The organism is Achromobacter sp. Root170 (assembly GCF_001428165.1).
In the GTDB taxonomy this organism is placed as follows: Bacteria; Pseudomonadota; Gammaproteobacteria; order Burkholderiales; family Burkholderiaceae_B; genus Achromobacter; species Achromobacter mucicolens.
The window spans coordinates 764,624-777,937 of the sequence record NZ_LMHN01000015.1; the positions used below are offsets into that span (position 1 = coordinate 764,624).

12 protein-coding genes are annotated in these 13,314 nt (G+C 64.8%); 6 read left to right on the forward strand and 6 right to left on the reverse strand.

All coding sequences use genetic code 11. The features are described from left to right. Positions 1-131: 131 nt before the first annotated feature. The 6 genes from ASD87_RS17855 to ASD87_RS17880 all read right to left on the reverse strand — a co-directional run bounded on the left by ASD87_RS17855 (position 132) and on the right by ASD87_RS17880 (position 7,667). On the reverse strand, positions 132-2,375 hold the full coding sequence (locus ASD87_RS17855) for a hypothetical protein (protein ID WP_156403450.1): 2,244 nt from the start codon (positions 2,373-2,375) through the stop codon (positions 132-134). 86 nt (positions 2,376-2,461) lie between these two features. Then, entirely contained in the window at positions 2,462-3,364 is a 903-nt protein-coding gene (locus ASD87_RS17860) for a DUF4123 domain-containing protein (RefSeq protein WP_082586333.1), read from the reverse strand. Further along, entirely contained in the window at positions 3,327-5,381 is a 2,055-nt protein-coding gene (locus ASD87_RS17865) for a type VI secretion system Vgr family protein (protein ID WP_056324371.1), read from the reverse strand. The genes ASD87_RS17860 and ASD87_RS17865 overlap by 38 nt, the downstream gene beginning before the upstream one ends. Before the next feature lie 349 nt (positions 5,382-5,730). Then, positions 5,731-6,357, reverse strand: coding sequence for a dUTPase (locus ASD87_RS17870; RefSeq protein ID WP_200952210.1), 627 nt, complete (start codon positions 6,355-6,357; stop codon positions 5,731-5,733). 106 nt (positions 6,358-6,463) lie between these two features. Continuing rightward, entirely contained in the window at positions 6,464-7,015 is a 552-nt protein-coding gene (locus tag ASD87_RS17875; protein WP_056324378.1) for a hypothetical protein, read from the reverse strand. 13 nt (positions 7,016-7,028) lie between these two features. Continuing rightward, positions 7,029-7,667 (reverse strand): DedA family protein, encoded by a 639-nt coding sequence (locus tag ASD87_RS17880; RefSeq protein WP_056324381.1) that lies wholly within the window; start codon positions 7,665-7,667, stop codon positions 7,029-7,031. A 107-nt stretch (positions 7,668-7,774) separates the two neighbouring features. On the opposite strand from ASD87_RS17880, the gene ASD87_RS17885 reads away from it, so the two are divergent. The 6 genes from ASD87_RS17885 to ASD87_RS17910 all read left to right on the forward strand — a co-directional run bounded on the left by ASD87_RS17885 (position 7,775) and on the right by ASD87_RS17910 (position 13,220). Beyond that, positions 7,775-8,815, forward strand: coding sequence for a metal-dependent hydrolase (locus ASD87_RS17885; protein ID WP_056324384.1), 1,041 nt, complete (start codon positions 7,775-7,777; stop codon positions 8,813-8,815). Between the two features lie 145 nt (positions 8,816-8,960). Beyond that, positions 8,961-9,728, forward strand: coding sequence for an IclR family transcriptional regulator (locus ASD87_RS17890; RefSeq protein ID WP_056324387.1), 768 nt, complete (start codon positions 8,961-8,963; stop codon positions 9,726-9,728). A gap of 71 nt (positions 9,729-9,799) precedes the next feature. Next, positions 9,800-10,504 carry a dipeptidase PepE gene (gene pepE, locus ASD87_RS17895; RefSeq protein ID WP_056324390.1) on the forward strand — a complete coding sequence of 235 codons (705 nt, stop codon included), beginning with the start codon at positions 9,800-9,802 and terminating at the stop codon, positions 10,502-10,504. Further along, positions 10,501-11,430 (forward strand): DUF1177 domain-containing protein, encoded by a 930-nt coding sequence (locus ASD87_RS17900; protein WP_056324392.1) that lies wholly within the window; start codon positions 10,501-10,503, stop codon positions 11,428-11,430. The genes pepE and ASD87_RS17900 overlap by 4 nt, the downstream gene beginning before the upstream one ends. Continuing rightward, positions 11,427-12,116 carry an AroM family protein gene (locus ASD87_RS17905; protein ID WP_056324395.1) on the forward strand — a complete coding sequence of 230 codons (690 nt, stop codon included), beginning with the start codon at positions 11,427-11,429 and terminating at the stop codon, positions 12,114-12,116. Before ASD87_RS17900 ends, ASD87_RS17905 begins: the two co-directional genes overlap by 4 nt. A gap of 114 nt (positions 12,117-12,230) precedes the next feature. Continuing rightward, positions 12,231-13,220: a tripartite tricarboxylate transporter substrate binding protein gene (locus ASD87_RS17910; protein ID WP_056324398.1), complete on the forward strand. Its 990-nt coding sequence runs from the start codon at positions 12,231-12,233 to the stop codon at positions 13,218-13,220. The last annotated feature ends 94 nt before the right edge of the window (positions 13,221-13,314 follow it).

Below are 13,314 nucleotides of genomic sequence, written 5' to 3' on the forward strand. Positions count from 1 at the left end.
CGCTTGGCGATGGCGATGACGTGAGTCGCGGACAGGCTTTGGCTGTCGACCGGGGGGGCGTGACAGGCACTCAGGGCGAACAGACCTCCCACGGGCAATAGAAGACGGTGCATCGATAAAATTCCCTAAGTTCAGGCTTTCATGCTTGAGCCACGGCGAAGAAGTTCTTTGTTGTGCGCCGTCACCAGCACTTGATGTTTGTTATGAGGAAGGACAGGATTCCAGGGCGACATCGCCAACTGGGTGTTGACCGGGGCTTGACCGGGGGAAGCAGCCAGCGCATCAAGGAACCGCGTAAACTCCCTTGTCTGCTGATCATTCAGGAAGCTTCTGATGTGTTTGAGTCCATCCTCGGCCGATTCGCGCGTTCCACTTTCGTTCACGCGCTCCAGCGTCAAGTAGAAGTGCCGCCAGGTCCGCACGGCGCGCAGCAACTTGATGATTGCTCGTTCGCGGTCCTCGCTGTAGGTCAGCACATAGTCGACCCCCAATAGGTAGATCGCCGGCCCCATGACCTCGGGCGGGAGTTCATTGAGGGCAATACTTTGACCATGAACTTCCAGGGGTTTGCCTTCGAGAATGCGCTTGGCGAGTCCCTGGGCTGCGCCGATACGTCTATTTCGGTTGGCCCACCATTCTTCGATCGACCGTAGCCCTCCCTTGAGTATCGATTCGATGGTGGCGCCGGGGGTGCTCAACGTCTTCATCACGACTTGAGCGAACAACGTAAAGGCTTTCTCATCAATGCTCAGAAGGTGCCGATAATCGATGCTGCTCAGGTTGCGGTAGACCACCATGATGAGGTTGCCGATGTGTTCCAGGTTGACCATGGTCGCGAAGCCGCCTGCTGCGCCAGGCCCGAGCACCACCTGCGCCTTGACGTGGAAATACAGCCGAAGGCCGGTCATCACGATTTTGAAGTCCAGCTCCGCGCCCGCGCCGAAGGCCACGTTGCCTTCGCCCTTTACCTCAAGCAACGCCTGCCAGGTGGCGTCAGGGTGATGCTGGTTTTCGGGGGACATCCATTCAAATGCACCCATCAATGAACCGCCCGCTTGTGCGCCGGCGAAGGCGCTTCCCTGCAGTCTGACCGCACCGCCGCGGCTGCTGAGCTCAGGCGATGTCAGCAGGGCGCTGCCACCCGCGGGGCTGCTTTTCCACTTGACGCCCGCGGTTGCGGACCCCGAGGCCACTGCCCCGACAAAGCAGCTCAGCTCCAGCGCGCCCTTGATGCGGAAGGCGCCGAAGCGGTGGTAAATCATTTGACGGTCGGCATTGCGATAGGCAAAGAAGCAATCGTATCCGCCTTGGCTGGGAAGGTATCGCTCCAGGCTGATCTTGCCCTCGGCAAGCGAAAAGCTTGCCTGCGCCTTCATGCCAACGGATATCTCCCCGTTCTTGGGGTCAAAGCCCGTGAACCCCACACTGGCCTGCGCGGCAAATCGCAGCAAATGCGCTTCTGCGTTGGCAGCGTAAGGGGCGCTGTCGTGCTTGTTCGAGCTCAAGTTGATCGCTTCCAAGTGCAACGCATTGAGCGCGCAGTCGTCCTTGGCAGTCCATGTCACAAGCTTGGCTTCCAGGTTGCCAAGCGGTTTGGCGCTGTCTTCGTTCAGCCCGCGGGCCACCCGTTCGCGGATTCGGGTGATCAGCTGCTTGCCGCGAATCCGCAAGTCGTCGTCGTTTAGCGGGGATTTTGCATTAAGCACGCTGACATCCACGCGGAAGTGCTCGCGAAGCACGGTGAGGTAGCGCTGCGGGATGTAGTAGTGCTTGTCGGGACGGCTGACGACGATGATTTCGACAATGCCGTTTCTGTCGGCGGCGACGGTGACTTGACGTTGCCGCTGCTCTCGGCCACCTTCCGAAACCGATGGCATGGTGGCGCTGGCGGTGGTTTCGGTGTCTTTGACGGCGGCAGGCAGTTGTTTTTCGAGGTCGGCGATGATGCCATCGATGGCTGTCGGCATGTGCAGACCAATCTTGCAGGTGAGTTCCCGGTTCCACCAATTGCACATATCGGCAAATTCTTTGCGCTGTTCGCGCAGCTGAGACAGGCGCCCTCGGATGTCTTCGGCGGATTCGATTCTTTCCAGCTCGGCTGTTGGCGTGATGTCGTCGAGTGCCATCAAGCCCGCGGCTTCGGCTTGCCTGGCCCAACGCAGCTTGCGGCAGCCCTGGCAGGGACAGGTGTCTACACTTGCCTTTCCGCTGGAGGCGGCGCAAGGAGTCGGCTTGACGGCGTCGGCGATTATTTCCCGGAACCGCTTCATGAGCGCATCGACTGTTTCGATTTGCTTGCGAAGCGCAGCCTGCTGTTTTTCCGTCAGCACGTAGTAGATGTTGCCTTCGCCCGTGATGTGGACGATGTCGGCCATGGGTTCCGAACACCGCGGTGCGCATTCGGCCTTGCTGTCGAGATCGCTGTCGGCATGTTTGGGGGGAGGGAGCGTCGCGGCGCTTGTCATGAGGCCTTTCCTTCTTCAAAGAGGTCTTCCAGCAAGGAGAGGCGCTCCGACTGCAGGCGGGTAGCGTCGCGCAGCAGGGACTCGACGTGCGGATGGCGACGATGGAAGTCCTGGCCATGGACCAAGGCAAGGCGAAACCAGCGTTCCAGCCTTGCGAGCTGCGTGATGCCATAACAGGCGGCATCCGTTAGTGTCCGGTAGCTCCATCGATGATCCGCATCACTGTCTCCGCGCGGAAAGCATTGCTCGTAGTCCAGCGTCAGCGCGGCGGCGGTATCCCAACGGCGTTCATCATCCAGGTGGGCCAACAGTGCCTTGTCGAAGACGGGACGTGTCCATTCTTCCTCGGCATCGAGTGGGTCAGACGCCCAATGGTTCCAGCGCCCCATGTCGTGCCACGACAACGCCTGCCACGGACCGGCCAGGGCTTGGCGTTGCACCGGCGTCAGCACCGTCAGCAAGGCGCGAGTCCAGCGCGGGTCAAACCAGCGCAGCTGCATGGGCCTTTCACCTTCTCCCGTGACGCTGAGCCATGTTCGGCAGTGATTGCAGAGTTGCTCCCAGGTTGCGCCGTCCTTGGGGAACAAGGTGATGCCCATCGGTTCGTGTTCCATGCGGCTGAGGATGTCGCCGATGACACGGCTGCCGCGCCATGTCTGGATGAGATGTGGTCCCACGTTGCTCAAAGGTTGAAGCGGGGTGCCCAGAAAGAGCGGCTCGACCGCCCACCCCTCGGCATCGCGTTCCGCATAAAGGGATGCGAGCAAGTTGTTGTCAATTGCGGCATCCAGAAGCACACAATGGCGATCCAGGTCCGGCGGCAACGGAATTTCCGCCTGCTGGATCAACCCGGGTAACCGGTCAGTGGCGTAGGTGAATTTTGCAGCCTCCATCAGCATCGAACTCGCAGGTTGGGGAAACAAGCAGTGCGCCTTCCTGCGCGGCGCGCAGGTACTCGTGCGGTGCTAGCGTCAAGGGTTCGGAGTCCCATGAAGTCAGCGGACGCGGCGCGGCGCCTAACCGGATGGGCACGCTGCTGTGGATTCCGCTTGGGTCCAGGCGAATTGCCTGCCCCCCGGCCTGAAGGGTGAGACTGATGCCGCCATCAAGGACGAGTTCGTCGCCCGCGTTAAGTTGCATGCGTCTGCCGGCACGGATGAGATAACTGCCGCCTATGCTCGTGGTTTGGTCCCCCCCGACATGCAGGACGTCGTCGGCTTGAGCATTTACCGTGCGTTTCCCCTGCACCAATAGCGTCGAGGTTGCCTGCACCTGGGTCGTGTCGGTGCCGGCGACGCTCAGGGCGCGGTTGCCGGCGATATGGATGGTCTCGTCGTTTTCGACGCGCTCCACGCGGTCATGCCCGATGAAGGTGGTTTCGTCGTTGTTGATGTGGTTGTTCTGATCCTTCTGGGCATGGAAGTAGATTTCTTCCAGCCCGGCCTCGTCCTCGAAGCGCATCTCGTTAAAGCCCTGGCCCTTGTGGGTCTGGCTTTTGATCGTCATCCGGGTCTTGTGCCGGGGCAGCTCGTAGGGCGGTGGCTGCGTGGCCATGTAGGTGCGGCCAACGATGATGGGTTGGTCGGGATCGCCATTCATGAAGTTGACCAACACCTCTTGTCCGATGCGCGGGATGGCCATGTGCCCCCATGCCGCGCCAGCCCAGTTCTGCGCCGCACGTACCCAGCAGGAGCTTTGGCCGTCAAAGTTGCCCAGGCGGTCCCAGGGGAATTGAATCTTCACCCGGCCCCATTCATCACAGTAAATCTCTTCGCCGGGCGGGCCGACGACGGTGGCCGGCTGACTGCCGTCAATGCGCGGCTTGGGTAGCGGCTCGGCGCGCCATTCGGTGCAGTCGGTGACCAGTTCGGCAGCATAGCTGTAGCGGGTGCCCTGCTCGGAATCGGCGCCGTCCTCGGCTTGGCTGGTGTGCTGGATGCCATGGTGCTGGATGCGCATCGGGCGCCAGGCGCTGTTCCACTCATCTCGGGGGTGGCCTGCCAGCTCGAAGGAGATGCCGGGTAGCAGCCGTGGGTCGTCGCCTTCGACCCGGGCAATGCGCGCGTCGCGGCGGTGGCCGCGCAAGCGGTTCTCGGTGAAGGGTTTGCCAGCCTCGTTTCTCTTGTAGCGGCCGGGGTAATCGTAGCGCTCGTAAGGCCGACGAGCGTCCTGCGCAAGGTCACGGCCGCGCAGGCTGTGTTGCTGGTCGTAGCCGGGGTTGGTGAACACGTAGTCGCGCTGGGTTTGTTGCGCGGTGCGTACGTTCTCGACGTAGCGAAAGCGGCGCAGCGCTGGGGCGGCCGCGTCGCCGCCGGCGTTGGGGTTGTACAGCACCGGGGCGTCGCCGATGCTGCCCTGGACGGCCAGCCGGTCGCTGTGAATCAGCCGGTGGCCATCGGCGTTATGCAGGAAGGTGTAGTAGAAACCTTCCTCGCGTGCAATGCGCTCCAGGAATTGGTAGTCGGTGTCGCCAGCCTGCACGCAGTACTCGCGGGGCAGGTGCTGATTGGTGACGATCAAGCCATGGTTGAGAATGCCATGGCGCTTGAGCGCACCCTCGATGATCTCCGGGACGCTCTGGGTTTGGAAGACGCGCCAATCCGAGGACAGTTTGAGCCGTGCCAGTTCGGGCTCGATGACGGCACGGTAGCGGGTGCGGCGGAAACCAGTCTCGCCCTGTTCCAGCGCGCTGACCAGGCCGTGGACGTGGCGCACCGGCTGTTCGCCGTGCCACAGTGTGAACAGCGCGGGCCGGTCCAGTACTTGGCCGAAGTCGACCGCGGGATCGGAGCTGGCCAGGTCCAGTTCAAGGCGGAAGGTCTCGGACAGCGCTTCGTCCAGGGTAAATTCGATGACGTCGAATTCCATCCCGTCGACCACGCGGAAGGTGAAGCGCAAGTCACTCTGGTGGGCCATCCTTGTCTTCCATGGGAGTCAATCAAGTGTCAAACGTCACTTGTATTGCCAGGGACCATGGAAGGAAATCAGAGGATATCTAAACTGCGCTCAAATACGGGGGCTTTGGATTCGGCCGTGCCTGGAGCTCCCGGCCTCCCATGTGGAGGTCGGAGGCTGACATCGGTTCGTTTTTTTATTCCCACACCGAGGCAGGCCAGGCGCGACGCTTCCCCAAGGTTCGAAGTAATGGGGAAGTGCCGAGTGCGAGGGGGCCATGTACGGCACTAGGCGCCTACTATTCTTCGGCGCAGGAAGGCGGCATTTGGCTAAACCTTGGCCGCGGGGTCTTTAAGAGGGCAGCAGCGGCTTACAGCCGCGCGTAGGCCGCTTCCAGTTCGCGATGCAGGATCTCGGCAAAGTCCGCGCTGGCCGGATCCTGCTGCGACAGCAGGCGCGCGAGCACGACGTTGTCTTCCTCGCCGTTCCAGATCTTGATGTAGGTGCCTTCCTTGTAGCCGTGCTGCTGTCGGAAGATGTTCAGCACGTTCTTGGACACGTACTGCGTGTAGGCGTCGTTCCAGGTCATGTCGCACGCGGTCATGGTCTGCTCCAGGACCTTGAAGCTGGCGCGGCCGCATACCGCCAGGCCGCCGATCAGCTCAAGCAATTCCGGCACGTTCAGGGCGGCGAGGTCATGGGACTTGCCGTCCAGCGTGACGGTGGCGGGCGAGGCCAGGTCAGCGACCAGCGCGCGCGCGGCGGCCTCGACGTCGCCCGCCGATTGAACGATCGTGTGCGACAGGTAAAAGTGCAGGATGTCGACCAGTTCCATCTGGACCTGGGGCAGGTCGATGGTTTGCTTCTTCCACCACTTCCAGCCGTAGTGTTCCAGCGCTTCGGCCGACTCGACGAAGGCGGCGCGCAGGAAGCGGGCGCCGCCATTGACCCAGTCCGGATTGATCATGCTGTTCAGGTGGCCTTGCAGCTTCAGCATCGTGGCCGCCTGGGCCTGGTTCAATCCGACTACGTTGTTCACTTTCACTCCGGGGATGGGGCTGATTCAATGGCCGGAAATGTTAGCACCAACGCCCGCCGGCGCGTCAGGCGCCGTCCTTGCGATACGAGGAAGGCGTCAGGGGCGGCAACTTGTTCAGGGGCGTCTTGCGGGGATTGCGGGCGCCGCGGGCTGCCTTGAACAGCATGAAGGCAAAGAACGCCAGGAATAGGGCGGGCATCAGCTCATCCAGTTCGAACTGGGGGCTGTGCAGCGCGCGGAAGGCGATGTTGGCGGCGGCCCAGCCCGCCATGATGCCGGCCACGGTCAGCACGACGCCGAGCTTGCGCCGTCCCGCCTGCCGGGCGAGGGTGATGTTGGCTTCGTCGGGCTGGCCCGGCGCCGTCGCCAAAGGCGCTTGGGACGCAGAGCGCGACCGCGGGGCGGACGAAGCCGTATTGCCCCACGGGGCTTCCGACAGCGAACCCGGGGTGGGAGAGGGCGACGCAGCCACGGGCGTGGGCACTGTCACCGGGGACGTCTGCCTGCGGGCGTCGCGGCGGCTTGCGATGCGGCCGGGCGAGGTGCCGCCGGCGCTGGTCAATTCTTCTATATAGCGCGCGAAATCGCCGTTCTTGGGCTCGGCATCGATGGCCATGACGCTCTCCGGATCAATTGCCCCGCCGCACGCGCACCGGTTGGCGGCGCTTGCGCACCATGGCGAGGAGAAGCCCGCATCCTAGCAAAACCGACAGCCCCGCGCCGATCATCATGGCGATCTGTTGGGCTTTTTCCGCTGTGCCCAGGCTGCGCGCGGTGATGTAGCCGGGCGCCAGCATCAGCGGCATCCACAGCACGGCCGACAGCACGTTGGCCATCTGGAAGCGGCTGTGCGCCATGCCCATCACGCCCGCCACCGTGGGAATCGTGGAGCGGATGGGGCCCAGGAACCGGCCGATCAGCACGGACGCAAAGCCGTAGCGGTAGAAGAACAGCCGCGCCCGGGCCACGCCGGTGCGCTGCTGCTTGAGCGGCCAGCGCCGCAACACGCTCGGGCCCGCCCAGCGCCCCAAGTAGTACGACAGCGCGTCGCCCACGATGGCGCCCGCGATGCCCCAGGCGATCACGCCCCAGGGCGCGAGCGTGCCGGAGCCGATGAGGCCGCCCGTGAGCAGCAGCAGCGCGGTGGCGGGAATGAACAGTCCCAGGAGCACCATGGACTCGCCCATCGTGAGGAGGAATGTGATCGGTCCGGCCCACGCCTGGTTGGCCTCGATGAACTGGCCGATCTGAGTGATGTATTCATCCATGAATGCAAAGTTGAAAATTAGCTGAACGCAATCGGGTATGTTAACGCCTGCAGGGCCAGCCGTATCGCGGGTAGGCCTTTTGGTGGAACGCTCGACGTTGGAGAAACATGGATTCAGTTACACAAGCGGTGCTGGGCGCCGGCATCCAGGGCGCCATGCTGGGGCGCGTGCAGGGCAGACGCGCCCTTGTATATGGCGCGGCGCTGGCCACCCTGCCGGATCTGGACGTCCTGATGCGCTACCCGGATCCGGTGTCGCTCATGACGTATCACCGGGGCTTTTCGCATTCCGTGTTCGTGCTGACCGGACTGGCGATGTTGCTGGCGTGGCTGATACGCAAGTTCTGGCCCAATGCGCCCTATAGCGGGCGGCGGCTCTTTCTGACGATATGGCTGGTGCTGATCACACACCCCATCCTGGATGCCTTCACGGTATACGGCACCCAATTGTTCTGGCCGCTGGCGCTGACGCCGGAGAGCTGGTCGTCCGTCTTCATCATTGACCCGGTGTACACCGTGCCGCTGCTCATTGCCGTCGTGTTTGCGGTCATCGCCGGCATGACCCGCATCGCTCGGCGCGTGCTGGTGGGGGCGCTGGTGTTCAGCACCGCTTATCTGGGCTTCGGGCTGGCAGGCAGGATGGCGGCCGAGCAGCGCGTGCACGAGGTGATGCAGGCGCGGGGCATTGCGGTTACACAGGTGCGGGCCATCCCCATGCCGTTCAACACGCTGGTGTGGCGCGTGATCGCCAAGAGCGGCGATGGCAGCTATTACGAATCGGTCAGCAGCATCTTTGATCGCCATCCGCCGGAATGGGTGCGGCTGCCGCTCAACCTGGAGGCGGGCCGCGTCCTGGCCGGTGTGCCGCTGCATGAACGCTTGCGCTGGTTCACGGACGACTGGCTGCGCTACGACGTCATCGACGACGCGCTGGTGGTGTCGGATCTGCGCATGGGCATGGCAGGGCATTACACGTTCCGCTTCAAGATGGCCGAGCGTGCGCCGGACGGCGCATGGAACGCCATCACACCGTCGGTCTGGCCCACCAACCGCGGCGGCTGGGATGAAATGAAGCTGGTGCTCGGCCGCATCCTGGATGCGCACCCGCCCTTGCCGTTGGCGCAATGGTCCGAGCTGGCCACGAAGTAGGCTCCCCCGGATACTTGTCCGCATTTTGAAGGCCTCCGCGAACGCGGGGGCCTTTCACTTTCCGGGGCCGTATTGACCTGTTTCCATCGCTTGCATTATTCTTGTTCTCTAATAAGGAACTTAGGTTCCGTTTTGTGGAACAAGTATGAGTATTCTTGAAGGCGCCCAGCGCGTGCTCTCGCTCTACGCGGAAGGCGCGGCCGAATTGAGCTTCACGGAGGTCGCGGCGCGGCTGTCCATGCCCAAAAGCACGGCGTCGCGCCTGTTGAACCAGATGCAGAACTACGGCCTGCTCGACCAGGACGCGGCCACGCGCCGCTACCGCCCCGGCGCGCTGCTGGCGCAGGCGGTGCGCGCCGGCATGGCCGCCACGCCGCTGGACGAAGCCTGCCGCGGCGTGCTGGCCCGCTTGTCCGACGACAGCGGGTTGACCGCCTATCTCTCCACGCTCAACCAGCGTGAAACCGTCGTGCTGCAACGCTTGAATGGCTCGCACCCCGTGCAGGTGCTGTCGCCGCCCGGCTCGCGCCGTGCCGCGTCCGGCACCGCGATGGGGCGCGCGTTGCTGTCGCGCCTGACCGATGCTGAATTTGAAGCGCTTTACGGCGCCGACCCGGCCCAGCCACTGCCCGTCGAAGGGCGCGACTGCCCGGCCACCGTGGGCGACCTGGCACGCCTGGTGGCGCAGACGCGCGCCGACCATTGCGGGGTCGCCATCGACCAGGCCATGCCCGGTATCGGCGCCGTGGCCGCCGCCGTGCGCGACCCGGCCACCGGCGAGCTGCGCGGGCTATGTCTGTCGTTCGTCTCCTTCCAGGCCGACGAGGCGCGCGTGGCCGTGCTGCGCGAATCGGTCCTGCAGCAGGTGGGCGCGCTGGGCCGCGAGTTGAACGATCCCTACTGGCTGAACTGACCTCCTGAATTCACGGCGCTGGCCGCAATGCGCCGCGCCCGGAACCCTTACCCCTTCGGACTCTGACTTCCATGAACCTTCTGCTCCTCAGCAATTCCAGCAGCGACGCCGGCTATCTGGTGCACGCCATGCCGGACATCCGCGAACTGATCGAATCCCTGCCGCAAGGCGCGCCGGCCGTGTTCGTGCCGTACGCCGGGGTCACGCGCAATTGGGACGACTACACGGCGCTGGTCTCGTCCGCGCTGGCCGACACGGAGCTCGCCATCCAGGGCCTGCATACGGCCGAAGATCCCGTTGCCGCGCTGGAGGCCGCGTCGGTCATCATCGTCGGCGGCGGCAACACGTTCAATCTGCTGGGCCAGCTGCGCCGCCAGGGCCTGCTCGAGGTCGTGACGCGGCGTGTGCGCGCGGGTGCGGCCTATCTGGGCTGGAGCGCGGGCTCCAACCTGACGTGTCCCACCATCTGCACGACGAACGACATGCCCATCACCGACCCGCAAGGCTTTGATGCATTGGGCCTGTTGTCCTTCCAGATCAATCCGCATTACACCAACGCGCACCCTCCGGGCCACCGCGGCGAAACGCGTGCCCAGCGTCTGGCCGAGTTCTGCACGCTGAATCCGGCCATGCCGGTGCTCGGCCTGCCCGAAGGCGCCGGTCTGCGCGTGCGTGGCCAAAACATCGCGCTGGTCGGTCCGCACGATGCGCCGCTCTTCCTGGGGCGCGAAGAACCGCGCATGTTCCGTCCCGGCCCCGTGGAAATCCCGGCATGAAGCAGGTCATCGACGTTATCGAATTGCTGTCGTCCGCGCACGTCACGGGCGAGTCCGTGGCGCAGGTGCTGCGCGACGCCGGCCATTGCGAAGTGCAGGTCACGCACCTGGAGCGTGACGGTCTTGCCACCGACTTCCTGTCCATCGTGATTCCCGGCGCGGATGCCTCGGCCCCGCAATTGGGCATCGTGGGCCGCTTGGGCGGCATCGGTGCGCGCCCCGCGGTGACGGGCCTGGTGTCCGACAGCGACGGCGCCGTCGTCGCCATCGCCGCCGCGCTCAAGCTGATGGCGATGGCGCAGCAGGGCGACGTACTGCCCGGCACGGTCCGCATCCGCACGCACATCTGCCCGCGCGCCGGCACGCGGCCGCATCATCCGGTGCCGATGATGCGCTCGCCGTTCCCCATGCGCGAGATGATGTCGCACGAGGTGGATCCGCGCATGGACGCGATCCTGTCGGTGGACACCACGCGCGGCAACCGCCTGGTCAACAAGCGCGGCGTGGCGCTGACCCCGGTGGCCAAGCAGGGCTACCTGCTGCGCATCCCCGAAACCATGCTCGACGTCATGGGCTGGGTCAGCGGTGAGCTGCCGGTCACGCTGCCGTTGACCACCCAGGACATCACGCCCTACGAAAACGGCTTGTGGCACGTCAATTCGCTGATGCAGCCGGCTATCGTCACGGACGCGCCGGTCGTCGGCGTGGCGTTGACCGCGCAGACCACCGTGCCCGGTTGCGCCACCGGCGTCACCAACGCCGTGGACGCGGACGTCGCCATGCGCTTCTGCATCGAGATCGCCAAGTTGTACGGCCAGCGCGCCATGACTTTCTTCGACGACGCCGAGTGGCACGCGCTGCAGGCCCGCTATGGCTCGATGGCGCACTTGCAGACCGTGGGCCGCGAAGACGGAGCCGCGCAATGAGCGCCCGCACACCGCGCCGCGTTGCGTTCTTCACGATCGGTCAATCCCCGCGCAGCGACGTCGTACCCGAGATGGCGCCCGTGCTGGGCGCCCACGTGCGCATCGACGAGTTCGGCGCGCTGGACGGCCTGGACGCTGCGGGGCTGGCCGCGCTGGCGCCACGGCCCCGCGAATACCGCTTTGCCACGCGCCTGCGAGACGGTTCCCAGATCGAACTGGACGCCGCGGCCGCCGAGGCCCGGCTGGCGCACGTGATGCGAGAGGCCGACGGGCAGGGGTACGACGTGCTGGTGCCGCTGTGCACCGGCACGGCCATCGCGCCCATGCGCACGCTGGTGGTGGAGCCGCAGCAGGTCGTGGACCACCTTGTTGCTGGCCTTGCGCAGCACTGCCGCAAGGTCGGGCTGGTCGTTCCGCTTGAGGCGCAGGTCGACGCTTTTCACATGGCCGTGCCGCTGGAATGCGCGACGCAGGTCGTGCACGCCACGCCCTACGAGGCCGACGCGCAGCAGGCCGCCCGCAACTTCGAGGCGGCCGGGCGCGAACTGGCGTCCTGCGACCTGATCGTCATGCACTGCATGGGCTACGCGCAGCGCATGCGCGATGCCGTGGCGCAGGCGTCGGGGCGCCCCGTGCTGCTGTCCAACCGTCTGGTGGCCCAGGCCCTGGCACAAATACTGGAATAACGCCGCCGGACGCAATCCCGAAGCTCTGGCCGCACGGACTCGCGCGGCCGCTTCGGGCGAGCGGCGAGAGGAGACGAAGCCGACTTCGTCAATCAACTGTTGGGAGTTTTTTTCATGATCAGCCGTACCCTGCACCGCGCCGCTGGCGCACTGTTCGCCGTTGCCGCGCTCTCGGCTGCCTCGGCCCATGCCGCCGACGCCTGGAAGCCGGCCAAGCCCGTGCGCCTGCTCGTGGGCTTTGCGCCGGGCGGTTCGGCCGACACGCTGGCCCGCCTGCTGGCCGAGCCGCTGTCGGCCCGCCTGGGGCAACCCGTCGTGGTCGAGAACCTGGCCGGCGCCGGCGGCAACATCATGGCGTACCGCCTGAGCCAGGCGCCCGCCGACGGCTACACCATCGGCATCGCCGCCGCCGGTTCCATGGCCATCACCCATGTCCTGAACCCCAAGGGCACGAACTACAAGCCCACCGACTTCACGCCTATCACGCTGGCTGCCGTGCAGCCCAATGTGGTCATCGTCAACAAGGACGTGCCCGCCAATAACCTGGCCGAACTGAAGGAATACTTCCAGAAGACGCCGACGGCCACTTACGGCACCGCGGGCGTGGGCATCTCGAACCACCTGATCGCCGAGACCATGCTGTACAAGCTGGGCGTGAAAGTGCCGCACGCCGCCTACCGCGGCGCCGCGCCGGTCATCACCGACCTGCTTGGCGGCCACATCGCCATGACGATGGACAACATCTCGACCGCCGCGCCGCTGGCTTCGCAAGGCAAGGTCAAGGCGATTGCCGTCGCCTCGATCAAGCGCGCCGCCCAGCTGCCCAACGTGCCGACGCTGGACGAGCAGGGCCTGAAGGGCTTTGACATGCCGACGTGGCAAGGTGTCTTCGCGCCCGCCGGTCTGCCCGCGGACGTGCTGGCCGCCTATTACGCCGCGCTGCAGGACGTGCTGAAGCAACCGGCACTGGTCGAGAAGATGGCTGGCCTGGGTTCGGAGCCGGTCACTGGCATGACGCCCGAGAAGTTCAGCGCATTCCTGGACAACGACCGCAAGCAATGGGCGGACATCGTCAAGGCCGCGAACATCAGCCTGGAGCAGTAACGCGCGGGTGGCGGCTTCAGTCGCCATAAAGCAAAACGCCAGACCCTTTCGGGAGTGGCGTTTTTTTTGATGCGTGGCGCCGGATAAGCCGGCG

What these genes read in the sequence shown, in the direction of transcription:
- ASD87_RS17860 (WP_082586333.1), bottom strand. Translation starts at nt 3,364, where the DNA reads ATGCTGATGGAGGCTGCAAAATTCACCTACGCCACTGACCGGTTACCC.
- ASD87_RS17890 (WP_056324387.1), top strand. Translation starts at nt 8,961, where the DNA reads ATGAGTATTCTTGAAGGCGCCCAGCGCGTGCTCTCGCTCTACGCGGAA.
- pepE (WP_056324390.1), top strand. Translation starts at nt 9,800, where the DNA reads ATGAACCTTCTGCTCCTCAGCAATTCCAGCAGCGACGCCGGCTATCTG.
- ASD87_RS17885 (WP_056324384.1), top strand. Translation starts at nt 7,775, where the DNA reads ATGGATTCAGTTACACAAGCGGTGCTGGGCGCCGGCATCCAGGGCGCC.
- ASD87_RS17910 (WP_056324398.1), top strand. Translation starts at nt 12,231, where the DNA reads ATGATCAGCCGTACCCTGCACCGCGCCGCTGGCGCACTGTTCGCCGTT.
- ASD87_RS17900 (WP_056324392.1), top strand. Translation starts at nt 10,501, where the DNA reads ATGAAGCAGGTCATCGACGTTATCGAATTGCTGTCGTCCGCGCACGTC.
- ASD87_RS17855 (WP_156403450.1), bottom strand. Translation starts at nt 2,375, where the DNA reads ATGGCCGACATCGTCCACATCACGGGCGAAGGCAACATCTACTACGTG.
- ASD87_RS17905 (WP_056324395.1), top strand. Translation starts at nt 11,427, where the DNA reads ATGAGCGCCCGCACACCGCGCCGCGTTGCGTTCTTCACGATCGGTCAA.
- ASD87_RS17880 (WP_056324381.1), bottom strand. Translation starts at nt 7,667, where the DNA reads ATGGATGAATACATCACTCAGATCGGCCAGTTCATCGAGGCCAACCAG.
- ASD87_RS17875 (WP_056324378.1), bottom strand. Translation starts at nt 7,015, where the DNA reads ATGGCCATCGATGCCGAGCCCAAGAACGGCGATTTCGCGCGCTATATA.
- ASD87_RS17865 (WP_056324371.1), bottom strand. Translation starts at nt 5,381, where the DNA reads ATGGCCCACCAGAGTGACTTGCGCTTCACCTTCCGCGTGGTCGACGGG.
- ASD87_RS17870 (WP_200952210.1), bottom strand. Translation starts at nt 6,357, where the DNA reads ATGCTGAAGCTGCAAGGCCACCTGAACAGCATGATCAATCCGGACTGG.